General features: G+C 68.0%; 23 protein-coding genes, 1 tRNA gene, 1 pseudogene and 1 riboswitch. Of the genes and pseudogenes, 10 read left to right on the forward strand and 15 right to left on the reverse strand.

Annotation, left to right across the window (positions count from 1 at the left end; all coding sequences use genetic code 11):
• Positions 1–6: 6 nt before the first annotated feature.
• From FOE78_RS21520 to FOE78_RS21540, 5 genes are all read right to left on the reverse strand, one after another.
• The gene (locus tag FOE78_RS21520) at positions 7–285 is read right to left on the reverse strand and encodes a MoaD/ThiS family protein (protein ID WP_143988077.1); all 279 of its coding nucleotides are present in this window, start codon (positions 283–285) and stop codon (positions 7–9) included.
• 2 nt (positions 286–287) lie between these two features.
• Positions 288–1,565: a threonine synthase gene (gene thrC, locus FOE78_RS21525; protein ID WP_143988078.1), complete on the reverse strand. Its 1,278-nt coding sequence runs from the start codon at positions 1,563–1,565 to the stop codon at positions 288–290.
• 16 nt (positions 1,566–1,581) lie between these two features.
• A riboswitch (SAM riboswitch) is annotated at positions 1,582–1,705 on the reverse strand.
• Between the two features lie 143 nt (positions 1,706–1,848).
• Entirely contained in the window at positions 1,849–3,639 is a 1,791-nt protein-coding gene (locus FOE78_RS21530) for an alpha/beta fold hydrolase (RefSeq protein ID WP_143988079.1), read from the reverse strand.
• Between the two features lie 133 nt (positions 3,640–3,772).
• A complete protein-coding gene (locus tag FOE78_RS21535) occupies positions 3,773–4,702 on the reverse strand; it encodes an aminoglycoside phosphotransferase family protein (RefSeq protein WP_168207622.1) in 930 nt (309 codons plus the stop codon).
• A 76-nt stretch (positions 4,703–4,778) separates the two neighbouring features.
• Positions 4,779–5,084, reverse strand: a complete 306-nt coding sequence (locus FOE78_RS21540; protein ID WP_143988081.1) for a DUF3263 domain-containing protein — start codon at positions 5,082–5,084, stop codon at positions 4,779–4,781.
• A gap of 109 nt (positions 5,085–5,193) precedes the next feature.
• On the opposite strand from FOE78_RS21540, the gene FOE78_RS21545 reads away from it, so the two are divergent.
• Complete coding sequence (locus FOE78_RS21545; RefSeq protein ID WP_168207623.1) at positions 5,194–6,225, forward strand: Gfo/Idh/MocA family protein; 1,032 nt, start codon at positions 5,194–5,196, stop codon at positions 6,223–6,225.
• Positions 6,222–7,427 carry a mannose-6-phosphate isomerase, class I gene (gene manA, locus FOE78_RS21550; protein ID WP_143988083.1) on the forward strand — a complete coding sequence of 402 codons (1,206 nt, stop codon included), beginning with the start codon at positions 6,222–6,224 and terminating at the stop codon, positions 7,425–7,427. Before FOE78_RS21545 ends, manA begins: the two co-directional genes overlap by 4 nt.
• Before the next feature lies 1 nt (position 7,428).
• Here the strand turns inward: manA and FOE78_RS21555 are convergent, their stop codons facing one another.
• Positions 7,429–8,517, reverse strand: coding sequence for a hydroxyacid dehydrogenase (locus tag FOE78_RS21555; RefSeq protein ID WP_143988084.1), 1,089 nt, complete (start codon positions 8,515–8,517; stop codon positions 7,429–7,431).
• 41 nt (positions 8,518–8,558) lie between these two features.
• On the opposite strand from FOE78_RS21555, the gene FOE78_RS21560 reads away from it, so the two are divergent.
• A complete protein-coding gene (locus FOE78_RS21560; RefSeq protein ID WP_143988085.1) occupies positions 8,559–8,918 on the forward strand; it encodes a DUF488 domain-containing protein in 360 nt (119 codons plus the stop codon).
• Positions 8,919–8,923: 5 nt separating this feature from the next.
• Positions 8,924–9,877, forward strand: coding sequence for a Gfo/Idh/MocA family protein (locus tag FOE78_RS21565; RefSeq protein ID WP_143988086.1), 954 nt, complete (start codon positions 8,924–8,926; stop codon positions 9,875–9,877).
• Here the strand turns inward: FOE78_RS21565 and FOE78_RS21570 are convergent.
• Positions 9,860–10,513: a response regulator transcription factor gene (locus FOE78_RS21570; RefSeq protein WP_143988087.1), complete on the reverse strand. Its 654-nt coding sequence runs from the start codon at positions 10,511–10,513 to the stop codon at positions 9,860–9,862. The genes FOE78_RS21565 and FOE78_RS21570 overlap by 18 nt on opposite strands.
• 294 nt (positions 10,514–10,807) lie before the next feature.
• Between FOE78_RS21570 and FOE78_RS21575 the strand changes: the two genes are divergently transcribed.
• Positions 10,808–11,152 carry an ANTAR domain-containing protein gene (locus FOE78_RS21575; RefSeq protein WP_168207624.1) on the forward strand — a complete coding sequence of 115 codons (345 nt, stop codon included), beginning with the start codon at positions 10,808–10,810 and terminating at the stop codon, positions 11,150–11,152.
• A gap of 19 nt (positions 11,153–11,171) precedes the next feature.
• On the opposite strand, the gene FOE78_RS21580 is transcribed toward FOE78_RS21575, so the two are convergent.
• Both FOE78_RS21580 and FOE78_RS21585 read right to left on the reverse strand, forming a co-directional pair.
• Positions 11,172–11,247: transfer RNA gene (locus FOE78_RS21580), tRNA-Thr, on the reverse strand.
• A 212-nt stretch (positions 11,248–11,459) separates the two neighbouring features.
• Entirely contained in the window at positions 11,460–12,536 is a 1,077-nt protein-coding gene (locus tag FOE78_RS21585) for a class I SAM-dependent methyltransferase (protein WP_143988089.1), read from the reverse strand.
• Between the two features lie 160 nt (positions 12,537–12,696).
• Here FOE78_RS21585 and FOE78_RS21590 point away from each other — a divergent pair, with 160 nt between their 5' ends.
• On the forward strand, positions 12,697–15,447 hold the full coding sequence (locus FOE78_RS21590; RefSeq protein WP_143988090.1) for a helix-turn-helix transcriptional regulator: 2,751 nt from the start codon (positions 12,697–12,699) through the stop codon (positions 15,445–15,447).
• 13 nt (positions 15,448–15,460) lie between these two features.
• On the opposite strand, the pseudogene FOE78_RS21595 reads toward FOE78_RS21590, so the two are convergent.
• Positions 15,461–15,652, reverse strand: a pseudogene (locus FOE78_RS21595) (response regulator transcription factor); the annotation flags it as partial.
• A gap of 83 nt (positions 15,653–15,735) precedes the next feature.
• Here FOE78_RS21595 and FOE78_RS24495 point away from each other — a divergent pair.
• Positions 15,736–15,867, forward strand: coding sequence for a hypothetical protein (locus tag FOE78_RS24495; RefSeq protein ID WP_266094996.1), 132 nt, complete (start codon positions 15,736–15,738; stop codon positions 15,865–15,867).
• A gap of 98 nt (positions 15,868–15,965) precedes the next feature.
• Here the strand turns inward: FOE78_RS24495 and FOE78_RS21600 are convergent, their stop codons facing one another.
• Together FOE78_RS21600 and FOE78_RS21605 are read right to left on the reverse strand one after the other, a co-directional pair.
• Positions 15,966–17,612, reverse strand: coding sequence for a class I adenylate-forming enzyme family protein (locus tag FOE78_RS21600; protein WP_143988091.1), 1,647 nt, complete (start codon positions 17,610–17,612; stop codon positions 15,966–15,968).
• 30 nt (positions 17,613–17,642) lie between these two features.
• Positions 17,643–19,007, reverse strand: a complete 1,365-nt coding sequence (locus FOE78_RS21605) for a beta-ketoacyl-[acyl-carrier-protein] synthase family protein (RefSeq protein ID WP_143988092.1) — start codon at positions 19,005–19,007, stop codon at positions 17,643–17,645.
• A 293-nt stretch (positions 19,008–19,300) separates the two neighbouring features.
• On the opposite strand from FOE78_RS21605, the gene FOE78_RS21610 reads away from it, so the two are divergent.
• The 3 genes from FOE78_RS21610 (at position 19,301) to FOE78_RS21620 (ending at position 21,128) form a co-directional block, all read left to right on the forward strand.
• On the forward strand, positions 19,301–19,936 hold the full coding sequence (locus FOE78_RS21610) for a dihydrofolate reductase family protein (protein WP_143988093.1): 636 nt from the start codon (positions 19,301–19,303) through the stop codon (positions 19,934–19,936).
• 111 nt (positions 19,937–20,047) lie between these two features.
• Entirely contained in the window at positions 20,048–20,617 is a 570-nt protein-coding gene (locus FOE78_RS21615; protein ID WP_168207625.1) for a GNAT family N-acetyltransferase, read from the forward strand.
• 4 nt (positions 20,618–20,621) lie between these two features.
• A complete protein-coding gene (locus FOE78_RS21620) occupies positions 20,622–21,128 on the forward strand; it encodes an O-acetyl-ADP-ribose deacetylase (protein ID WP_143988095.1) in 507 nt (168 codons plus the stop codon).
• On the opposite strand, the gene FOE78_RS24330 is transcribed toward FOE78_RS21620, so the two are convergent.
• From FOE78_RS24330 to FOE78_RS21630, 3 genes are read right to left on the reverse strand one after another with little or no spacing between them, the layout of a single operon-like run.
• On the reverse strand, positions 21,112–21,696 hold the full coding sequence (locus tag FOE78_RS24330; RefSeq protein ID WP_228265944.1) for an RNA polymerase sigma factor: 585 nt from the start codon (positions 21,694–21,696) through the stop codon (positions 21,112–21,114). The genes FOE78_RS21620 and FOE78_RS24330 overlap by 17 nt on opposite strands.
• Positions 21,697–21,706: 10 nt before the next feature.
• Positions 21,707–22,387: a sigma-70 family RNA polymerase sigma factor gene (locus FOE78_RS24335; protein ID WP_228265945.1), complete on the reverse strand. Its 681-nt coding sequence runs from the start codon at positions 22,385–22,387 to the stop codon at positions 21,707–21,709.
• Positions 22,384–22,734, reverse strand: coding sequence for a YciI family protein (locus FOE78_RS21630; protein WP_143988096.1), 351 nt, complete (start codon positions 22,732–22,734; stop codon positions 22,384–22,386). The genes FOE78_RS24335 and FOE78_RS21630 overlap by 4 nt, the downstream gene beginning before the upstream one ends.
• Positions 22,735–22,747: the final 13 nt, after the last annotated feature.

A 22,747-nucleotide genomic window follows, 5' to 3' on the forward strand; every position in this document is an offset into this window, starting at 1 on the left:
AGGTGCTCAGCAGCCGCCGGCGACCGCGGGGATGATCGAGACCTGAGCCCCGTCGTCGATCTTGGCGTCCAGGCCGCCGATGAAGCGGACGTCGTCATCGCCGACGTAGACGTTGACGAAGCGCCGCAGCGCACCCGTGTCGTCCAGCACCCGGGCCTTGATGCCGGGATGGTTGGACTCGAGATCGTCGATCAGCTCGGTCAGCGTCGCCCCTTGCGCGCTGACCTCCTTCTCGCCACCGGTGTAGTTGCGCAGGATGGTCGGGATCCGTACGGATGCGGTCATGATCAGTTGTTGCCCTTCCAGAAGTCCTCGAACGCGTCGTAGCGCGGCGGAATGGTGATCTTCGGCCCGACCTGGTCGGCGACCGCGTCCAGTGTCTTCAGTCCGTCGCCGGAGTTGATGAACACGGTCTCGGCGTTCGGATCAAGATCACCGTCGTTGATCAACTTCGCGGTGACGCCGAGTGTCACTCCACCGGCGGTCTCGCCGAAGATCCCTTCGGTGCGAGCCAATCGACGGATGTTGGTGACCACGGTGGCGTCGTCCACGTCCGCGATCTTGCCGCCGGTGCGCCGGATCACGTCCAGCACGTACGGACCGTCGGCGGGGTTGCCGATCGCCAGCGACTTGGCGATGGTGTCCGGCTTCACCGGAGCGACCACGTCGTGCCCGGCCCGATAGGCCTGGGCGATCGGGGAGCAGCCGGTGGCCTGCGCACCGAAGACCTTGTACGGCTTCTCCTCCACCAGACCGAGCTTGATCAACTCGGTGAAACCCTTGTCGATCTTGGTCAGCTGGGAGCCGGAGGCGACCGGGATGACGACCTGGTCGGGCAACCGCCAGCCGAGCTGCTCGGCGATCTCGTACGCCAGCGTCTTGGAGCCCTCGGCGTAGTACGGCCGGACATTGACGTTGACGAACGCCCAGCCGTCCTCCTCGCCGGCGATCTCGCTGGCCAGCTTGTTGACGTCGTCGTAGGTGCCTTCGATCGCGATCAAGGTGGTGTCGTAGACCGCGGAGGCGAGGATCTTCTGCTGCTCCAGGTTGCTCGGCACCAGCACCACCGAGCGGATGCCGGCCCGGGCGGCGGCCGCGGCGACCGCGTTCGCCAGGTTGCCGGTGGAGGGGCAGGCCAACACCTGCAGGCCGAGCTCACGGGCGGCGGACAGCGCGACCGCGACCACCCGGTCCTTGAACGAGTGGGTCGGGTTGCCGGAGTCGTCCTTCACCCAGAGCTGCCGCAGACCAAGATCATCGGCGAGGTTGCGGGCGTCGACCAGCCGGGTGAATCCGGGGTCGGTGGAGCGGAAGCTCGCGATGTCGGCCGGCACCGGCAGCAGCGGCGCGTAGCGCCAGATGCTCTTCGGGCCGCGCTCGATCTGCTCGCGGGTGATCTCGGGATACTCGTAGCCGACCTCGAGCGGGCCGAAGCACTCCAGGCATGCGTAGAACGGGCCGAGCGGGCTCTTGGCGCCGCAGGCGCGGCAGATCAGATGGGTGGCGTTGCCGAAAGCTCCCGGGCGACATCCTGCGGGGGCGTCTGACGCGACGGCTGTGGTCACAGCGAGTACCTGTCCTTCATCATCTTTCCCGGGCGACCTTCGCTCCGAGTCGGAGTTGGCACCGTGGCCGCCGACCGAACGTGGCGAGCTGGTTGCCGGGGGGTCATCGGGCCGAATCCCTCGCCCCCTCTGGATGAGCTCTGCACAGCGTACGGGTCGGGCCCGGCCCAATACCTAATCGAGTCCCAGATTGCGGCCAGATCGACCACATAGTGAGATTCGCCGCGTAGAGCCGCCCCCGATGAACCAACGGACAGTCACGGACGAACAGTCAGGAGCGCAGTCAGAGGCGGCCCGGCACCCCGCGGACGATGTCCATCACGTCAGCGCCGGCAACCGACTTCTGCATTCGCTGCATCATCGGCCGGCTCGAACCGCTGAACGGTTGCGCGTTGCCGAGGCAACGGGCGCCCTTGGCCGGCAGCTTCACCGAGATCAGCGCCCGGTTGACGGCCTTGGTCACGCAGGCCGAGGTGCCGTAGGCGGTGTGGCCCCAGTTGTCGCTCAACAGCAGCCGACTGTGCGGGAGCATCCGGGCCACCTTCTTCGCGTTCAGGTAGTACGTCGCCGGGTCCCAGTAGTTGCCGACCACCAGCACCGGCCCGGCGGTCCTCCGGGTGAACGGACCGCGGTAGGCGTCCTCGTCGTGCACCGTCCAGCCGGTCCGGGCGCACGGCCGCGACGACCATGCCCAGAGTTCGCCGAAGTACTTCGCGCTGCTGGGCGTGCGGGTGGCGGCGTTCTGCCAGGCGGCGCCGTGCCGCGGGTTGAGGGCGTCGGTACACATCACCGACCAGTAGGCGTCCGAGCTGTTGTCGTAGGAGAAGCCGAGCGGATTCTGCTGCCGAGCCGCCAGCCGCTGGTGGGCGAATCCGAGTCGTCCCAGCGCGGAGGCGCCGGCGGCGGTGCCGATCTTCGCCGGTGCGGTCAGCGCCCACAGCTCGGTCAGCTCGTCGATGATGTACTCGTAGCCCTCCGGGTCGTACAGCCCGGACAGCGTGTCGGAGATCAGCGCCGGGTAGTCGAAGGTGAAGTCGCCGAAGAACGGGTCGTGCACCTTCAGCGGGTGCTTCTGCAGCCGACGCACCAGCCGGTCGAACTTTTTGCCGGAATCGGCCGAGGCGAAACTGCAACGCTTCCGGCCGGCCGCATCGCAGCGACTCAGCAGCTTCGTCAGCGCCTTGTGGCCGCCCTGGCCCGACCGCAGTCGTACGGTCTGCGGCGTCGCCCGAGTCTTGCTGGTCCCGGCCCAGGCGACCGGGTCGACCACGCCGTCGATCACCATCGACCGCACCCGATCCGGAAACAGACCTGCATAGACCTGCCCCAGGTAGGTGCCGTAGGAGAAGCCGAGGTAGGTGACCTTGCTGTCGCCGACGGCGCGCCGGATCACGTCCATGTCCCGGGCGTCCTCGGCGGTCGAGACGGCGCCGGTGAGCGGGCGACCGTGGCCGGAGCAGGCTCGGCCGAGCTCGGTCGAACCGGCACCGAAGCTGCGTACCTCGGCCTTGGTGTAGGGAAAGGCGACGGCCAGCTTGGCCATCGTCGGCTGCTGCCGGCGGGCATCGGGGAAGCACTTCACCCGGGCGCTGTAGTTGGTGCCGCGCGGATCGATGCCGATGACGTCGAACCGGCGCAGCACCGATGCGGAGAACAGGTACGGCGCGTACGCGGCCAGCTCGGTCGCCGAACCGCCCGGCCCACCCGGATTGACGAACAGCGAACCGATCTTGTGCTTCTGGTCCGTCGCCGGCGTCTTCACCACCGCCAACTGGACCTTCGCGCCGTGCGGCTTGTCGTAGTCCCGTGGCAGTTTGACGGTGGCGCAGCGGGCGCCGGGATAGTCGTCGCAGCCGTACCAGTGCAGCTTCGGCGTCGGCACCCGGTCGACTCGGCGGGCCTCGACGGCCTTGGTCCGGCCGGGCTTCGCGGTCGCAGCGGTGGCCAGGGTGGGGCCGGTGGCCAGCGGCAGGACCGCCGCCGGAAGGATCAGGGCAACGCTCGCGAGTGCGACCGGCAACAACCGCCGGACGCGAGCGGGCGGGCGGTTCGGGGCGCGCTGGACGATCGGCACGACAACACTCCGGGAAGCCTGGAGCCTCTACCTGCGGAGGCTGTCTGGCCAGAAAGCTACAAAGCCGGCCCACAGCTCAGACCAAGACCGACAAGCCGTTATGGAACCGCAATCCGGTCGATCCTCGGCCGAGTCAGGCCAGCGCGTTGCGGGCCATTGCCAGTCGGCTCGCGCACCGCTGCGGCATGGTGTGCCAGTAGTACGGGAACGTCATCACCGCGATCGACAGCGCCCAGGCCCGGCCACGCTGCCACTCGGCCTCGTCGATGCCTGCGCGCTCGCGCACGATCTCCCGGCTCGGCTCATCGAAGAGCTCCCAGACACCGTGCAGATCGATGGCCGGATCGCCGATCGCCAGCCCGCCGAAGTCGAGCACCGCGGTCAGCCGGCCGTCGCGGACGAGCAGGTTCTCGGCCAGCAGGTCGCAGTGATACCAGCGCGGTGGCGTTTCGTCGGCGACACCCGGCAGTCGCATCGCCTGCTCCCAGAACCGCAGCGCCGCATCAAGATCAAGATCGAGGCCGTCGATCCGGCGGCAGGCCTCGATGTCGCGGCGGGTCGCCTCGGCGCGGGTGATCAGCGGCAGGCCGCGATAGTTGCGCAAGGCCGGATCGGCGTACGCGTCCGCCGGCACCTCGGTCTCGCGGAGCGCGAGGAGAACGTCGGCGAAGTCGCCCGCGAACTGCGTACGGGATTCGTCGGCCGCGTGGTCGGGCCCGACCACGTCGGGATGCCGGCCGTCGATCCAGCGCACCACCGACCAGTGCTCCGGATAGCCGAAGCCGGGCTCGCCGACGGCGAGGATCTCGGGCACCTCGACCGGCAGGTTGGCGGCCATCAGCGGCGACCAACGCCGTTCGAGGTTGATCGAGCCGCTGCCACCGGGCTGGCGCGGCATCCGCACCAGGAGATCATCACCGAGTCGGAAGAGTGCGTTGCTGGAGCCGGAGGCGCCGAGCCTGCTGAGCGGAAGTTCCGCGTGCTCGGGCAGATCGCGATCGACCAGGCGGCGTACCAGGTCACGATCGATCGCCAGCTCGTCGTCATGCAGGATGTCGGTCACCGGCGCCATCCAACCACCGACTTGTCAGCGTCAGGAAGCGCTATAACGCCCTGTCCCGCTGACAACTCGCGGGGCGTTAGACGTCGAGGTTGATGCCGAGGCGGCGGGCGGAGCGGTTGCGCTGCCGGGTGGCGCGCAGCCGGCGCAGCCGCTTGACCAACAACGGGTCGGCGGCGAGCGCCTCGGGACGGTCGATCAGGGCGTTGAGCAGCTGGTAGTAGCGGGTGGCCGACATCTCGAACTTGTCCCGGATCGCCTGCTCCTTGGCGCCGGCGAACTTCCACCATTGACGCTCGAAGGACAGGATCTCGGCATCGCGCTCGCTGAGTTCGCCGACCGGCTCGTCGCCGGGGAGGGCTGCTGCCTCGTTCGCTGACACCATGGGTGCATCCTAAATCGGGAATGACACTCGTGTCATTCCCAGCCTCGGCGAGCCGCTCATCCAGCGGCCGACCGGTGCTCATCGGGACCAAATGCGGTTGGATGGGTCCGTGACCAATCATCGGACCCGCTGGGGTGTATTGAGCACCGGCCACATCGCCGGCGTCTTCGCGCGTGACCTGGCGCTGCTGCCGGACGAGGCCGAGTTGGCGGCGGTGGCGTCGCGGACGAGTGAGAAGGCGGAGAAGTTCGCTGCCGAGTACGGCTTCGAGCGGGCCTACGGCAGCTACGCCGAGCTGGCCGCCGATCCGCAGATCGACGTGGTCTACATCGCCTCCCCGCATCATGATCATTTCGACTCGGCCCGGCTCTGCCTCCAGGGTGGCAAGTCCGTGCTGGTGGAGAAGCCGCTGACCACCAGCGCGGCCGACACCGAGGAGTTGATCAAGCTCGCCGAACGGCACGGGCTGTTTCTGATGGAGGCCCTGTGGACGCGGACGAATCCCCTGCTGCGCAAGGCGGTTCAGGTGGTACGCAGTGGCGAGCTCGGCTCGGTGCGCCATCTGGAGATCAGCTTCGGATTCCGGTTCACCGGTCCCGATGATCATCGTCTGCTCGACCCTGCGCAGGCCGGCGGCGCGATCTGGGACCTCGGCGTCTACCCGGCGCACGTCAGCAACGCGTTCCTGGGCGAACCGGCCGAGTTGCTGGGATTCGGTCATCATCACCCCCGCACCGGCGTTGACTCCCACGCGGCCGCCCTGCTGCGTTTCCCTTGCACAGAAGGCGATCCGGCACCCACCGGTTCGTTGCTGGCCACCTTGGAGACGGATCCGGCCAACCGCACCACCGTCTACTGCACCGAGGGACGGGTCGAGCTGGACAACGTGGTGAAGCCCGACGTGCTCAAGATCATCCGCGGGTCCGGCTCCGACGCCGAGACCGAAGAGGTGATCACCCAACTACCGGGCGGCGGCTACACCCTGCAAGCCCAGGAGGTCATGTTCCGGCTGCGATCCGGCGAGTTGGAGTCGCCGCTGGTGCCCTGGCAGGACACCCTGGCGGTCGCCCGTACGCTGGACCGCTGGTTGCTGGCGGTCGGTGATGGGTCTCGGGAATCGACGAGAGGTGTGGATCGATGAAGCGTCTGACCGGAAAGATTCAGCCGTACGCCTGGGGATCGAAGTCGGCCATCCCGAAGCTCATCGGCACCGAGCCGAGTGGTGAGCCACAGGCCGAGCTGTGGCTCGGTGCGCATCCGCTGGCTCCGTCACTGCTGGTCGACCATGGCGGCGCCGGCGAGGGGCTCGATGCTGCGATCGAGGCCGATCCCCAGAGCTGGGTCGGCAAGGCGCCGGTGCAGGAGTTCGGGCCGCGACTGCCGTACCTGATGAAGGTGCTGGCAGCGGCCCAGCCACTGTCCCTGCAGGCCCACCCGAATCGACAGCAAGCCGAAGAGGGTTTCGCCCGCGAGGAGGCGGCCGGAATTGCCCGCAATGCGCCGGAGCGCACCTACCGGGACGACTGGCCGAAGCCGGAAGCCCTGTGTGCGTTGGGAGAATTCCATGCCCTCTGCGGATTCCGGGAGCCTGCGGAGACCTATCGGCTGTTCGAGGAGTTGGAGGTGCCGGCCGCGCTGCAGTTGGTCGCACCGCTCAAGGGCGGCGGGCCGGCCGAGCTGAAACAGGTGTTCGGCGACCTGCTGCGGATGCGGCATGCCGGTGACCTGGTCGATCACGTCGTCCGGGCTGCGATGGCGTGGGCCGCGGAGACCGGTCCGACGGGCCGGTTTGCGCGGACGGCGGTCGAGGTCGCCGGTTTCTATCCAGGCGACCCGGGCGTGCTGGCGGCGTTGCTGATGAACCGGGTGATCTTGAACCGGCATCAAGCGCTGTTCCTGCCGGCGGGCAATCTGCACGCCTACCTGCGCGGCCTCGGTGTGGAGATCATGGCCAACTCCGACAACGTGCTGCGCGGCGGTCTGACCGGCAAGCACATCGACGTCGACGAGTTGCTGAAGCTGCTGGACTTCACCCCGGGAGCGGCCCGACCGGTGCCGACGGTCGAGAACTCCCCCGGCGTCGTTCGCTATCAGACTCCGGCGCCCGAGTTTGCGCTCTGGCGGCTCGATGTCGATCATGAACCGGACGCCGGACTGACGTTGCCGGCTGACGACCTCGGCCGGGTGGCGCTGTCCACGGATGGCTCGGTTTCCCTGCACACACAGGACAGTACGCTGCACATCGGCCAAGGGCAGGCGGCTTTCCTGCGACCCGGAGAGCAGGTCACGGTGTCCGGCGACGGGACCGTCTTCGTCGGATCGGCCGGATCGAGCGCGTCGTAACTCAGGCGAAGGTGTGCCGCCGCTCGGGCGGGACCTGGAACTGCAGCGGCCGGTCGGTCAGGATCCGTTCCGCCTCGTCGATCGCGCCGTTGGCCATCCGGCGTACCTCGACCCCCTTGGAGCCGGCGATGTGCGGCGTCAGCACCACGTTCGGCAACGTCCACAGCGGTGAGCCGGGCTCCGGCGGTTCCGGGTGCGTGACGTCCAGGATCGCCCGGATCCGTCCGGTCTGCAGTTCCTTGATCAACGCGGGTTCGTCGATGATCTTGCCGCGGGAGGTGTTGATCAAGGTCGCTCCGTCGCGCAGCCGGGCCAGCAGGTCGGCGTTGATCATGCCGATGGTCTCCGGCAGCAACGGCGCGTGCACGCTGACGATGTCGGAGGTCCTGAACAGTTCGTCGAGTTCGACCTTGCGAGCGCCCAGTGCCGCGATCTCGTCCGCGTCGCAGAACGGATCACTGATGATCACGTCGAACTCGAATGCCCGCAGCAGTTCGGCAACCCGACGGCCGATCCGCGAGGCACTCACCAGCCCGATCGTCTTGCCGTAGTTGCCCAGCCGGTCGCCGTACCAGTCGCCGGTCGGCCGATCTCGACGTCGGGCGAACTCCTCGATCGACTCGAGCACCCGCTTGTTCTCCAGCAAGATCATCGCCAGCACGTACTCCGCAACCGGCAGACCGTTCAGGTCCGCCATCGACGACACGGTGATGCCGCGATCCCAGACCGCGTCGCCGGCAATGGCCCGTACCGATCCGGCGGCATGCACCAGTGCGCGCAACCGCGGCGCCGCGGCCACCACCCGGTCGTCGACCGTCGGGCAGCCCCAGGAGGTGATCAAGATCTCCGCATCGGCCAGCAACGGCAGCGACGCGTCGTCGAAGGCCGTGAGCACCCGCTGCTGCGGCCGGCTGATCGACCGCAGCCGCTCCCACTCGGCCGGCCCGAACTGCAGCTCGGCCGTCTCGGCGGCCATCGCCAGGACCACCGTGGCCGACCCGGCGGGACGAACTTGATCTTCGCTGTGCAACGCTTCTCCTTGGACCGGTTTGTTGGGTGCCGACGAGACACGATCGGCGGCTGCTGCCACCTGCGGCAGCGTACCGGGGCGGGCTTCGGAGAGGAGGGGCCATGGCGAAGAAGGCCGAGGTTCGGCGGGTCTACGACGAGCCGCAGGACGACGACGGCCGGCGGGTGCTGGTCGACCGGCTGTGGCCGCGCGGAGTCAGCAAGGAGCGTGCCGACCTGACCGAGTGGTGCAAGGAGGTCGCCCCGTCGACCGAACTGCGTAAGTGGTACGGCCACGTACCGGAGCGGTTCGACGAATTCAGCCGTCGCTATCGCTCCGAGTTGGAGGACGCCGATCACGCCGACGCGCTGAAACACCTGCAGGAGTTGGCATCCAAGGGAAAGCTGACCCTGCTGACGGGCACCAAGGAGCCCGAGATCAGTGAGGCCGCCGTGCTCGCCGACCTGCTGAACAAGGCGTGACAGGGATGCGCGAACGGATGATCCGGGTCGGCCTGATCGGCGTCGCCGATCCTCGGCATCGGTGGTTCCTGGCCGCCGCTGTACGACGCCGGGCGGGTGTCGGCATCGTCGGCCTGAGCGAGCCCGATCCGGTGGCCAGGACTGAGGTCGGCGACCGCTACGACCTGCCGACCTGGGATGATCATCAGGCGATGCTGCAGTCGGTTCGGCCGACGCTGGTTGCGGTGACCCAACCGGATCCCGGACCGCTGGTGATCGACGCGCTGCAGCATGGGGCCGACGTGCTGGTGCTGCCGCCGATCGCGGATTCCCTTGCAGGGTTGGAGAATGTCGCCGCGGCAGCCGACGCGACCGGACGTCGGGTGATCGCCGCCCACACCTATCGCGGACATCCGGCGACCCGGACGGTGCAGCAGCTGACCGGGCGGCTCGGCCGGCTCGACGTCGTCTCGCTGATGATCAGCGGGCGGCTCGACGACCACGCTCGCCGGGCCGCGATCGTGGAAGGACTGGACGTCTTCCGGTTGCTCACCGGTTCGACACCCAGCGTGATCACCGAGATCGGCGACGGCGATCGGTTGCGGGAGGAGGACCCGGCCGAGCTGCGTACCGGATTCGGTGAGTTGATCATGGTCGCCCCCGCCGACGCCGCCGACGCCGCGGACGAGGAGGCACCGGTCTTCGAGGTACGCGTCCGGCCGGACACCGACGAGCTGCAGCAGACGATCCAGGTCGTCGGCGAGGGCGGCGCGGTCGAGTGGGACACCCGGACCGGACTGATGCACTCGGCCTTCGACGGCACCGGCGGAGGCGAACCGATCACGGTCAGTTGCGGTCACCCCGAACCAGCCGAATGGGTGTTGAACAACCTGATCCGCCGGCGCCGACCGCTGTTCAGCACGGAGGAGTCGCTGGAACTCACCCGGCTGCTGTTGTCGAGGTCAGCGCCCGTCGGTTGACGGCGGTCGCTGCGCGACGCGATCGGGACGGAATCCGTGCTCGATGCCCCACAGGACGGCCTGCGTCCGGCTGGTCGCGCCGATCCGGCGATAGCAGCTGCGGATGTAGGACTTGATCGAGTTGATCGACAGGTGGGCGCGCTCGGCGATCTCCTGATTGCTGAGCCCCTGGGTGATCAGGGCCAGGATCTCGGCCTCGCGTGCGGTGAGGCCCTCCTCCCGGCCCGGCCAGTCTCCGCCGACGACGGCCGACGTCTTGGCCGAGCCGTCCGGTCGCACCCGGACGCCGCGGTGCACCTCGGTCAGGGCGTTTACGAGCTCGGCTGCGGGCAGTGCCTTCGACAGGTAGCCGCTGGCTCCGTTGTCCAGTGCCGCCGTGACCAGAGCCGGCTCGACGTTCCAGGAATAGACGACGACCTTGCCGACGCGTGGGTTGGCGGTCAGCTTCCGTACCTCGGCCCGGTCACCCTGATTACTGGCGAAGGTGTCATACATCGCGATGTCGACCGGATGATCGACCTGACCGTCGGCGTCCAGCTCCACCACCAGGACCTTGTCCTGGTACGAGCGAAGCATCGTCGCGAGCCCGTGCACGACGACCTCGTAGTCGTTGACCAATGCCACTCGGATGACCATTGGGCCACCATAGAGGACAAATGCCACCCGCAAGGGTGAAGTGCGATACCCGTCGTCCGCCTACGCTGAAACCCGGTTGGTCACGTCCGGCAGGCATCCGGGCCGACCGACCTCGACCCGTTGCCCCAGGCCGACTTGGCGGCGGCTCATTGCACGGCGGTGGTTGAGATCGGACGCCGCCCGCAAGGAACTGGTCCTCATGGAACCGAGCCGGATCCATGAGGACCAGTTCTTGTCCGGGGCGCGGGAACTGAACCGATCCGACGAATGCGGGCTTGAAGAACGGAGTTGCGGGTGGAAAGCGGTGCGGGCGGCGATCAGCAGGTTGAGTTCGCTCGCGCGGTCGACGGCTCCCGGCCGACCCGTGAAATCATCGACCTGGCGGCGCTGCAGGAGGCGCTCGCCGAAGCGGAGAACGAGATAGCCTCGCTGCGGACAGCACTGGAGGCGAACCGCGTCATCGCCGTCGCTCTGGGCATCCTGATCGAACGCTACGGCATCAGCCAGGACACCGCGTTCGCCTACCTCAAGCGACTCAGCCAGGACAACAACCGCAAGCTCCGCGACCTCGCCGCCGAACTCGTCGACACCGGCAAGCTCAGCGACGACGGTGAGGTCAGCTGGCCTGACGGTCCGTGAAGTTGATCATGAAACGTTGTGGAGCCGCGTGGGAGAATCGAACTCCCGACATTCGATTTACAAGATCGACGCTCTGCCAACTGAGCTAACGCGGCCTGCGCCCTGGGAGCGTGCCAAACAATCCGCTCTGCTGCGCGACGCGCTGCACGCACATCACGCCGCTCGCTACGAGCGTCATATTCAGCACCCTCCTGGGAGCGCCTGCCAATACTAACGGTGCAATCGGCACACCTCGGACGGCAGGTCTTCCACGGGCGCAGGCCGCCGGCTCCCCCGAAGCCGGGTTGCTCCCCGATGTCGCGTCAGCTCAGGGTCGGATCTCGTACACCAGGTTGAACGGCGTCTGCGCGACGGTGTCGAAGCGGGTGAAACCGGCCGTGGTCACCACGTCGCGGATCCGCGCCGGACCGGCCTGGGCACCCAACGCCAGCCCGACCTCCTGCGACAGCGAGCTCGGCGTACAGAGCAGTGTGGAGAAGCCGTAGTAGGTCCGGCCGACGGGGTTGAGGTTGTCCTCGACCCGATCACCGGCCATCGGCTCGACCACCATCCAGGTGCCGTCGTCGGCCAACGATTCGCGGACATGCCGAGCCGTGCCGACCGGGTCACCCATGTCGTGCAGCGCGTCGAAGGTGGTCACCAGGTCGAACCCGCTTCCGCTGTACGCCGCCGCGGCCGCCTGCTCGAAGCTCACCCTGTCGTCGATCCCGGCGGCCCGGGCCGCCTCCCGCGCCGCGGCGATCGAGTCGGCGTGATAGTCCGAGCCGGTGAAACGCGAGGCCGGGAACGCACCAGCCATGATGATGGTCGAGGAGCCGAACCCGCAGCCGATGTCGGCCACCCGTCCACCGGCCTCGAGTTTGGCCACCACACCGTCCAGCGCGGGCAGCCACTCGGTCAACAAGTTCGCGTTGTAGCCCGGCCGGAAGAACCGTTCACAGCCTTCGTGGACATCGTGGTTGTGCTCGTCCCAGCCGTAGCCGTCCCCGGTGCGAGCGGCGTCGATGATCTTTTCGGTGGCTGCCAGCGATCCCAACGCCAGTTGGAAGAACCCGGGCAGATAGGCGGGGCTGGATTCGTCGGTCATCGCCATCGCCTGCTCCGGCGGCAGCAGGTAACTGCCGTCCTGGGCGTCGTAGCTGACGAACCCACCGGCCGCTTGGGCGTTGAGCCACTCCCGGGCGTACCGTTCGGCGGTGCCGGTGTCCTGGGCGAGCTTGCTGGGTGTCGTCGACCCGTCGGCCATCGCCCGGTAGTAGCCCAGCCGGTCGCCCATCACGACTTGAGCGGTCGTGAGACTGGCGCCGACCTCGTCGACGCAGCGGAAGACGAAAGCCATCAGCTTGTCGAAATCGACCGCCGCAGGTTCCTTCAGTTCCGTCATGATTTCCTTCCCCCATTGGAAAGATAGCCAATTGATCTTGAGCCGAGACCGCAACCGGACGCGGCGTACCGACGCTAAGTCGCCGGCACTTCCGGTCGCATCCGGTGCCCCACCTAGTCGTTCGGCCCCGCGAGCGGACGCAGCTTCCTAGACTGAGGTGATGCTGGCCGGGCGGGAGACCGAGCAGAGAACCATCGGTACGCTGCTGGCCGGCGCGCGGATGGGCGACAGTCATGTCCTGGTGTTGACCGGCGATCCCGGCATCGGCAAGACGGCGCTGCTGACCGAGGCCGCATCGATGGCCGGTTCGATGCGGATGCTGCGAGTCCAGGCCACCGAGGCCGAGCAGCAGATTCCCTTCGCCGGTCTGTTCCAACTGCTCCGGCCGATCCTCGATCTGCGGGAGCGGATCCCGCGTGCCCAGCAGCGTGCGCTGTCCACCGCGCTGCTGCTCGGCGGTCCGGCCGACGACGATCCTGGGACCGTCGGACCGCAGCGCTTCGCCATCGGTGCCGCCACCCTCAACCTGATCACGATGGCCGCCGAGGACAGGCCGACCATGATCATCATCGACGACGCACACCTGCTGGACGAGTCTTCGGCCGAAGCGATCACGTTCGTGGCACGGCGGTTCGCCGCCGACGCGGTGGCGCTGCTCGCCGGCGTACGCTCCGGTGCGCCCGGAGGCGAACCCTGGCTGAGCCTGCCGGTGCTGCCGATCGGCGGCATCGACCTGCCTGCGGCCAAGGACCTGATCGGCGACCTGCCGATCCGACCGGATCAACTGCTCCGGTGGCATCGGCTGACCGGCGGGAATCCATTGGCGCTGTTGGAGTTGCGCGACCATGTCGACGAGTTGGACGCCGTCCCGGAGGACTTCCCGGTGGCCGTCTCCGATCGGCTCAGCCGGGCTTTCGCCGCCCGCGTCGCCGGCTTCAGCGACAGCGGCCGGACCGCGCTGTTGCTGGCCGCCGCGGACTGCAGCAGTGCCGCCGCCGTGTACGCCGCCTGTCACGAACTCGGGGTCGACGAGCACTGCCTCGGCGAGGCGATCGACGCCGACCTGCTACGGATCCATCATGATCAACTTCGCTTCCGGCATCCGTTGATCAGGTCGGCGGTTTACGGAGCCGCGACGCCCCAGCAGCGCCGCGCCGCACATCGGGCGTTGGCTCGGGTGCTCGGCACGGAGCAAGTGCACCGGCTCGCCTGGCATCTGGCCGCCAGCGCCGTGGATCCCGACGAGACGACGGCGGCGGCGTTGGCCGACGTCGCCGCGCGTGCCGCCGGACAAGGCGCTCACGCCGTCGCCGCCAACGCGTACGAGCGAGCCGCGGCGCTGAGCGCGCAGCCGACGATCGGGATGCGGCGGCTCGTCGAGGCAGCCGACGCTGCCTGGTCCGCCGGCCAGCCCGACCGTACGTTGCGGCTGGTCAACCAGGCGATCGGCGCCGATCCGCCGGCACCGACCCGGATCCACCTCTACGAGCTGCGCGGCGCCGTCGAGAGCCGCGCCGGTCGGTTGGATCACGCTCTGCTGACGCTGCTCGACGCGGCCGAGTTGATCATGGAACAGGACCCGGCCGCAAGCATCCGGCTGCTGTCCGACGCGATCCACGTCGCGTTCTATCTCGGCACGCCCGAACCGGCACGACTGGCCGCCGACCGCATCGACTGCCTGACCGCATCCACCACCGACGCGGCCAGCCTGGCCCTCGGCAGGCTGGCCAGCGGGATGGCGTTGATCATCGCCGGGGACGGTGCCCGAGGCACCGGACTGATCCGCAGCACGGCCGGTCGGGTGGCCGACAGCGAAGAGCTGCGAGCCGAACGCTTCCGGATGCCGCTGCGGGTTCAGAGCGCGTTGTGGATGCGCGAGTCCGGCCCGGTCCGGGAGTTCGTCGACGCGGCGATCGAGGATGCCCGGGAGCAGGCCGCGCTCGGATCGCTGCCCTACCTGCTGATGCACATCGGCCGTGATGCCGCCACCTCCGACCGCTGGAGCGACGCCGAAGCCGCTTACCTGGAAGGGATCCGGCTGGCCCGCGAGACCGGCCAGAGCACCGACCTCGCGGTCGGACAGGCCGGCATGGCCTGGTTGTATGCGCGTCGCGGCCAGTCCGACCGCTGCCTGGAACTGATCTCGGCAACCGAGCCGATCGCCGACGAGCGGCGGATCCGGCTGGCCTCGTTCTGGCTGACGTTCGCCCGCGGCGATCTTGCCGCCGGTCTCGGCCGACCCGACGAGGCCGTCGAACACTACCGGCTGCTGCAGAGCTGGTTCGCCGAGACGGGTTTCGCCGATCCGGACCAATGGTGTGTGCCCGAACTGATCGAGTGCGAACGCCACCTCGGCCGAGACGTCGAGCAGGACGAACTCAGCAAGATGACCGAAGACTTCGTCGCGTTGACCCGCGCGAAGGGCCAGCCCTGGTCGCTGGCCCGCGGCGAGCGGACCCTGGCCCTGCGGGACGAGCCGGCCGCCGAGCCCCACTTCGAGGCCGCGTTGCAGTGGCACGCCAAGTCACCGGACGCGTACGAGACCGCCCGCACCGAACTCGCGTACGGGGCCTGGCTGCGCCGGAACCGGCGACGTACCGATGCCCGCCCGCATCTGCGCCGAGCGCTCGACATCTTCGATCGGCTCGGCGCCACACCCTGGGCCGACACCAGCAGCCAGGAACTGACGGCCACCGGTGCCACCGTCCGACGCCGCACCGAGAACCCGGTCGATCAACTGACCCCGCAGGAGCGCCAGATCGCGCAACTGCTGGCCTCCGGGCGGACCACCCGGGAAGCCGCCGCGGCGCTGTTCGTCAGTCCCAAGACCGTCGAGTATCACCTGCGCCACGTCTACGCGAAGCTGGGCATCGGTTCCCGTACCGAACTCGCCGCCCGGATGGCCGGTTGACGGGCTTGATGTCTCAGGACGCGATGCCGTGGCGGTAGGCGTACACGACCGCCTGGACCCGGTCGCGCAGGTCGAGTTTGGTGAGGATGCGGGAAACGTAGGTCTTGACCGTCTCCCGGCTGATCACCAGAGTCGCCGCGATCTCGCTGTTGGATCTGCCGTCGGCGATCAGCCGCAGCACCTCCAGCTCACGTGGAGTCAGGGCGTCATCTGGCGTGCTGTCCTCGCCGGACCATTCCTGCGTACGCGATCAGCGCCGCCACGGCGGTCGCGACTCCGGCCGTCAGCGTGAGCACGGCGTTCCCGGTCACCCGCGGCGACCGCGCGGTTGCCGAGCAACGCGATGGCTTCGACGACTGCCAGCTGGCCGAGCTGTTTGAGCAGCTTCACTACCTGCACGATGTCTCCTTGACGCTGTAGAGGACGGTTGTTCACCCGTCTCTGACGCTACGGAGATGGCGCCGGCAAATCGTCGCCTTGTGGTGGACAGTCCGGGTAGCTCGCGCGGGGGACAACCGCTACGGGACCTGCAGTTGATCAACTTCGGCGGCGTCGCTCAGGCGCTGCCGGATCACGTAGTGCATCTTCTTCCCGGTCGCGGTGCGCGGCAGATCGTCGACGAAGCGGTAGCGGCGAGGGCGCTTGAAGTCGGCCAGCATCGGGCTGGCCAGGCAGTGCTTGTCGAGTTCGGTGGCGGTCAGCTCATGATCATTCGTCTGCACGTACGCGACGACGATCTCGCCCCAGCGCTCGTCCGGCAGCCCGATCACGATCGCGTCGGTCACCGTCGGGTGCTCGTTCAGCACCTCTTCGACCTGCACCGGATGCACGTTCTCCCCGCCGGAGATGATCATGTCGTCCTTGCGGCCGACGATGGTGACGAACTCGCTGGCGTCCCAGGTGCCGAGGTCGCCGGAGTAGAGCCAGCCGTCGCGGAATTTCGCCTGCTGTTCGTCCGGCTTGTTCACGTACGCATAACCCGACTTGAGCGATCTCATGATCACCTCGCCGGTGGTCGCGCCGTCCTTGGCGACAAGATCATCCGGTTCGGCCGGCCGATCCTCGTACACGCTGACGACCCGGACGTCGTCGTCGGTGCATGCCTGCCCGGCGGTGCCGGCATGATCAGGCAGGTCCGCCGGCCGCAGGAAGGTGTTCCAGAACGCCTCGGTTGTCCCGTACCCGTTGAAGATTCGTGGGGTGAGCACCGACTGGTAGCGCAGGCAGGCGGCACGCTCCAGCGGGGCGCCCATGGTGACGATGCCGCGCAGCGTGGACAGATCGCGCGGCTTCGCCTCCTGCGCGGCGGCCAGCAGCGCCAGGTTGGTCGGGGCGCCGATCAGGTAGGTCAGCCCCTCGCTCTGCACAAGATCAAGTACGGCGTCGGCGTCGAAGTGTTTCAAGATCACCGACGCCGCGCCGACGTAGAACACGGGCTGCGGACCGGCCGACGAGATGCCGCCGCGATGGAACCACGGCGTCATGTTCAGGGTCTTGTCCTGCGGCGCCAGCGGGAAGTGCATGATCACGTCGTGCGCGCTGAGCACCTCGGCGGCGTTGTTCAGGGAGACGCCCTTGGGCATACCGGTGGTGCCGGAGGTGTAGAGCCGCAGCGTCTCGTCCCACGCGGTGGTCGGGTGCGGGGTGTCGAATCCGGTCTCGGACGCCAGCTCCTCGTACCGTTCGGCTCCGTCGATGCCGGGCTCACCGCCGACCGCGATCAAGGTGCCGGGACGATGATCGGCCAGTTCGATCGCGGTGCCGACCTGCTCGCTCAACGACGCGTCGTAGACGAAGATCACCGGTCGGCTGTCGTCGAGTACGTGCGCGGTCTCGCCGGGTGAGAAGCGGAAGTTGATCGGCGATGCGATCGCACCGACTTGTTCGACGGCGAGATAGAGCTGGGCGAACTCGGCGCAGTTGTAGAGCTGGAAGGTGACCACATCGCCGGGTTGTACGCCGCGATCGGCGAGTCCCTGCGCCAGCCTGGTCACCTCGTCGCCGAGCTCGGCGTAGGACCAGCTCCGCCGTTCCCCGGTCAACCCGGGATCGATCAGCGCCGGCCGATCGCCGAAGCGGCGTACGTTGCGCCAGAACCCTGCCAGGTAATTGAAGTTCGCGTCGAAGGTCGCGCGGTAGGCCCTGCTGTCATAGCGGTACGACATCGATTCCCCCTCTGGTCGGCCGTTCGTCCATCATTCCGGAGCGCTGAAGACAGCGACGCAGTTCTGCCCACCGAAACCGAACGCATTGGTGGCGGTCACCCCGACCGGCATCCGCCGGGCCTGATTCGGTACGTAGTCCAGGTCGCACTCCGGATCGGCGGTGTCCAGATTGATCGTCGGCGGCACGATCTGGTCCCGGATCGCCAGCACCGACACCAGGGCACCGAGAGCACCGGCCGCACCGATCAGGTGCCCGACCATCGACTTCGGGCTGCTGATCGCGAGCTTGCCGGCCGCCTCTCCGTACGCCTGATGCAAGGCTGCCGTCTCGGTCCGGTCGTTGGCCTTGGTGGAGGTGCCGTGGGCACAGACGTAGTCGACCTCGTCGGGCTTGACGCCGCCGCTGCGCAGGGCGTTGGTGATCGAATGCGCGGCGAAGCTGCCGGTGGGCTCGGGAGCGCTGACGTGAAAGGCGTCGGCGGTCAACGCGCCGCCGGCAACGCTGGCATAGACCCGGGCGCCGCGCCGGCGAGCGTGGTCGGCCGACTCGACCACCGCCACCACCGCACCCTCACCGAAGACGAACCCGTCGCGTTCGGCGTCGAACGGCCGCGACGCCTTGGCCGGGTCACCGTCGTACTTGCTGAGCGCACCCATCGTCTGCAGGCCGTGGAACATCACCGGGGTGATCGCCGCGTCGGTCCCGCCGCAGACCACGACGTCGGCCTCGCCGGCGAGGATCAGCCGCCGCGCCTCCAGGAAGGCGTAGACGCCGCTGGCGCAGGCCAGCGCACTGGCGGTGACGGGGCCGTGCGCACCCAGATCGATGGCGACCTCGCAGGCCGGCATGTTGGTCAGCGACGACGACACGAAGTAGGGGCTGACCCGGCCGCCGACGTCTCCCAGCACCTGCCGGGTGGCGTGCTCGATCGTGTCGAAGCCGGCGCAGGCGGCGTTGATCACCACTCCGACCCGGTGCGGATCGATCCCCTCGACCGGCTCGACCTTGTCCCGTTCGTCTCGCGGGCGGTCCGCCTCCGGGGGAATGATCCCGGCGTCCAGCGCGGCCTCCCGGGCTGCCGCGACCGCCAGGTGGGTGAAGCGGGCCGAACGCCGCAGCCGTTTGCCGGTCAGCACCTGTGACGGGTCGAACCCCTTCACCTCGGCGGCAATGTGCACGCCCAACTCGCTGGAATCGAACGCGCTGATCGGAGCCACCCCGGACTGCCCGGCCAGCAACGCCTGCCAGGTGCTCTCCCGGTCGTTGCCGACCGGTGTGATCGCCCCGAATCCCGTGATGACGACATCGTTGGTCAACACACCCTGGTCGTTGGTCAAGACTCCCTGCGATTCCTGGTCCGGCGCCCAGCCGGTCCGGATCACCGTCCCGGTCATTTGGCGTACGAGTGGTCGTTAAGTGCTCTCCCAACATAGAACCGCGGGGGCGGGATCTGCCAGTGGGGGCCGCGTGTTGCCGATCGTGCGGACTGTCCCCGCCGAAGACTGTAAGAACGTCGGACGAGATGACCAGAACCCCGCAGAACCAGGGGTTGGATGCGATCTCGCCCGACGTTCTTACCGCCCCGAAGCGGACCTCCCCTGCGGTTACCGTTCGACGGCGCGACCGGCTTCGGGAAAGATGTGACCTTGAGGTTCCGATCACGTCCGGCCGGCATGGGAGCACTGCGATGTCACTCGTACGAGTCCACAATTTCTCGATCTCGCTCGACGGTTTCGGCGCCGGCGAACCACAGACCGAAGACACCCCGATGGGTCACGCCGGGCACCGGCTGCATGAGTGGATGACCGCCACGCACGCCTGGCAGCACACCGGCGGTAGCCGCGGCGTAGACAATCTCTACACGCAGGACACCGACACCGGGATCGGCGCGGAGATCATGGGTGCGGGCAAGTATGGCTACCCCGGCTGGCACGACGACGCGGACTGGACCGGCTGGTGGGGCTCGAATCCGCCGTTCCACACACCGGTCTTCGTCCTCACCCACCATCCCCGTCCGCCGCTCGAGATGGACGGCGGCACCACGTTCCACTTCATCGACGCCGCGCCCGCCGAGGCGCTGGCGGCCGCGCGCGAAGCAGCGGGCGATGCCGACGTACGGATCGGCGGCGGAGCGACCGTGATCCGCGACTTCATGGCCGCCGGCTTGATCGACTATCTGCATGCCGTCGTGGTCCCGATCGTGCTCGGCCACGGATCGCGTCTCTGGGACGGCCTCGAAGGCCAGGAGGCCGACTACCAGATCGAGTCGATCTGCTCGCCGAGTGGCGTAACGCACCTGACCTTCACCCGTCGTGGTCTGTGAGGCTCACTCCCCGCCGACCTCGGACAGCCCCGGCAGGTTACGGCGTCAGAATCCAGCTCGAGCTGGAATTTGCGGTGGTGGTCAGCGACGGCCGGCGCTAGGGTCCGGCGGGTGAACGGGCCGCGAGCGGGTTTTCCGAACGAGACGATCAGCCGGGATCAGGTGTCCCTGCGCGAACTGCTGCCCGAGGACGCGCCGACGGTCGCCGCAGCGGTGGACGCGGAGATCCTGCGCTGGTTGCCGTTGCTGCCGAATCCTTACCGGCTTGAGGATGCGGCGTTCTTCTGCACCGAAGTCGCTCCGGCCACACTTCGATCGGGCAAGGGAATCGTCCGAGCGGTCGAGGTTGACGGACAGCTTGCCGGAGTGATCGATCTGAAGAAGGCCGACTGGCGGGCACGTACCGTCGAGGTCGGCTATTGGACGGCGGGCTGGGCGCGCGGTCGCGGACTGACGTCTGCGACGGTGGACCTGTTGAGTCGCTGGGCGCTGACCGAGCAGGGCTTCCGGAGGGTCGAGTTGCGGGCAGCGGTGGGCAACGTCGGCTCCCAACGGGTTGCGGAGAGGGCCGGCTTCGCCCGCGAAGGCGTGTTGCGGTGGGCGGGGCTGACCGCCGACGAACCGACTGACATCGTCGTGTTCTCCCGAATCCGTACCGATCTCGGCGACGCGTTAGCGTGATCGCATGCCGGAGTTGCAGTTCGTTCAGGGCGACATCACCGAGCAGTCGGTGGATGCGATCGTCAACGCGGCCAACTCGTCGCTGATGGGTGGCGGCGGGGTTGACGGAGCCATCCATCGGCGCGGTGGACCGGAGATTCTCCAAGCCTGCAGGGAAATCCGACGTACGACGTTTCCCGGCGGGTTGCCGACCGGGCAGGCCGTCGCCACCACGGCAGGACGGCTGCCGGCGCGCTGGGTGATTCACACCGTCGGGCCGGTCTACGCCAAGTCCGAGGATCGCTCGGACTTGCTCGCCTCGGCCTACCGCGAATCCTTGCGAGTGGCCGACGAAGTCGGCGCCGTTTCGGTCGCGTTTCCGGCCATCTCGGCCGGTATCTACGGCTGGCCGATGGACGACGCCGCTCGGATCGCGGTGACGACCGCGCGAGAGGGCGCGACCTCGGTCGAGCGGGTGATCTTCGTCCTCTACGGCCGCGACGCCTACGCCGCGTTCACGTCAGTTCGCTGAGGCGTCGGCGCAGATAGCTCCGTTCGCCGCCGTTGCTGGTCAACCGGATCGCCTTGCGGTATTGAGTTTCCGCCTCACTCGACCGTCCTAGCCGGCGCAGTAGATCGGCCCGGGTTGCGGGCAGCAGATGATCATCCGGCAGCGTGTCCGGCGTTGCTTCAGCCAGCATGGCCAGCCCGACCCCGGGTCCGTCTCGCATCGAGATCGCGACGATCCGGTTCAGCCGGACGGTCGGCGACGGCGCCACGGCCAGCAGCGCGTCGTACAAGATCACGATCCGGGCCCAGTCGGTCTCCTCCGCGCGTGCGGCAATCACGTGGCAGCCGGCGATCATCGCCTGCAGCTGGTACGGTCCCGGTCGATCCCGATGGCGGGCCTGCACCAGCAGTCGCAGTCCGTTGCCGATCATGTCGCGATCCCACAGGAGTCGATCTTGTTCCTCCATCGGAATCAGCACGCCATCCGGGTTCATCCGGGCTGTCGCCCGCGCGGCGTGCAAGATCAACAACACCTGCAACCCGATCACCTCCGGCTCGTCCGGCATCAACCGAGCGACCAGATCTGCCAACCGCAGTGCCTCATCGAAAAAGGTCGCCGCGGATCAGCCGATCCCCACCGGTGCCGGCGTAGCCCTCGTTGGACAGCAGGTAGATCGCGCCGAGGACACCGTCGATACGCTCGGCCAGCTGAGCCGCAGGCGGCACCCGGTAAGGGATGCCGGCGTCCCTGATCTTGATCTTGGTACGCGTCAGCCGCTTGGCCATCGCCACTTCGCTGACCCCGAAACCCCGGGCGATCTCGGCCACCGACAGCCCGAGCAGTGTCCGCAGCGCCAGAGCGGCTTGTGATTCGACGGCCAGCGCCGGATGGCAGCAGGTGAAGAGAAGTCGCAACCGTTCGTCGGCAACTCCGCTTTCCAGTTGATCTTGCTCCAGTTGATCTTGTGCTGGTTGCCCGGCGCCGGCCTGCGCGGAGTGGTCGGAGCCGGCGATGATCCGCAGCTTGTCCCGGCCGACCCGATCTCGACGAATCCGGTCCACCGCTCGTCGTCGTGCAGCGGTCACCAGCCAGCCCTCGGGACTGTCCGGGATCCCGGCCGACGGCCAACGGTCCAGCGCCTGGGCGAATGCCTCCTGCACGCACTCCTCCGCCAATTCGATCTCGCCTGTCTGCCCGATCACGATCGACAGCAACCTGCCCCACTGATCACGAAAGAGCCGATCGACCAGTGCGGCAACAGCGGGCTCGGCCTCGGTCACGAGGAGGCGATCTGCCGGATCGGCCGGACCTCCACCTGGCCCCAGGCACAGGCCGGATGGCCGGCGGCAATGGCGATCGCGGCATCAAGATCATCAACCTCGACGATCGCCATCCCGCCGATCTGATCCTTCGCCTCGATGTACGGCCCGTCGGTGAGCAGGGTGTGGCCGTCGCGGACCCGTACGGTAGTCGCCGTCCGGCTGGGCTGCAGTCCCTCGTGACTCAGCAGCACACCGCGGCGGACCAGATCGTCCATCCAGTCGGTGAATACCTTGATCGCCTCGTCGGACGGTTCGCCGTCGTCGATCCGGGACTCGTCGGCGCTGATCAACAACAGATAGCGCATGATCATCTCCTCA

The sequence above is a fragment of the Microlunatus elymi genome (assembly GCF_007362775.1).
Taxonomy (GTDB): domain Bacteria; phylum Actinomycetota; class Actinomycetes; order Propionibacteriales; family Propionibacteriaceae; genus Microlunatus; species Microlunatus elymi.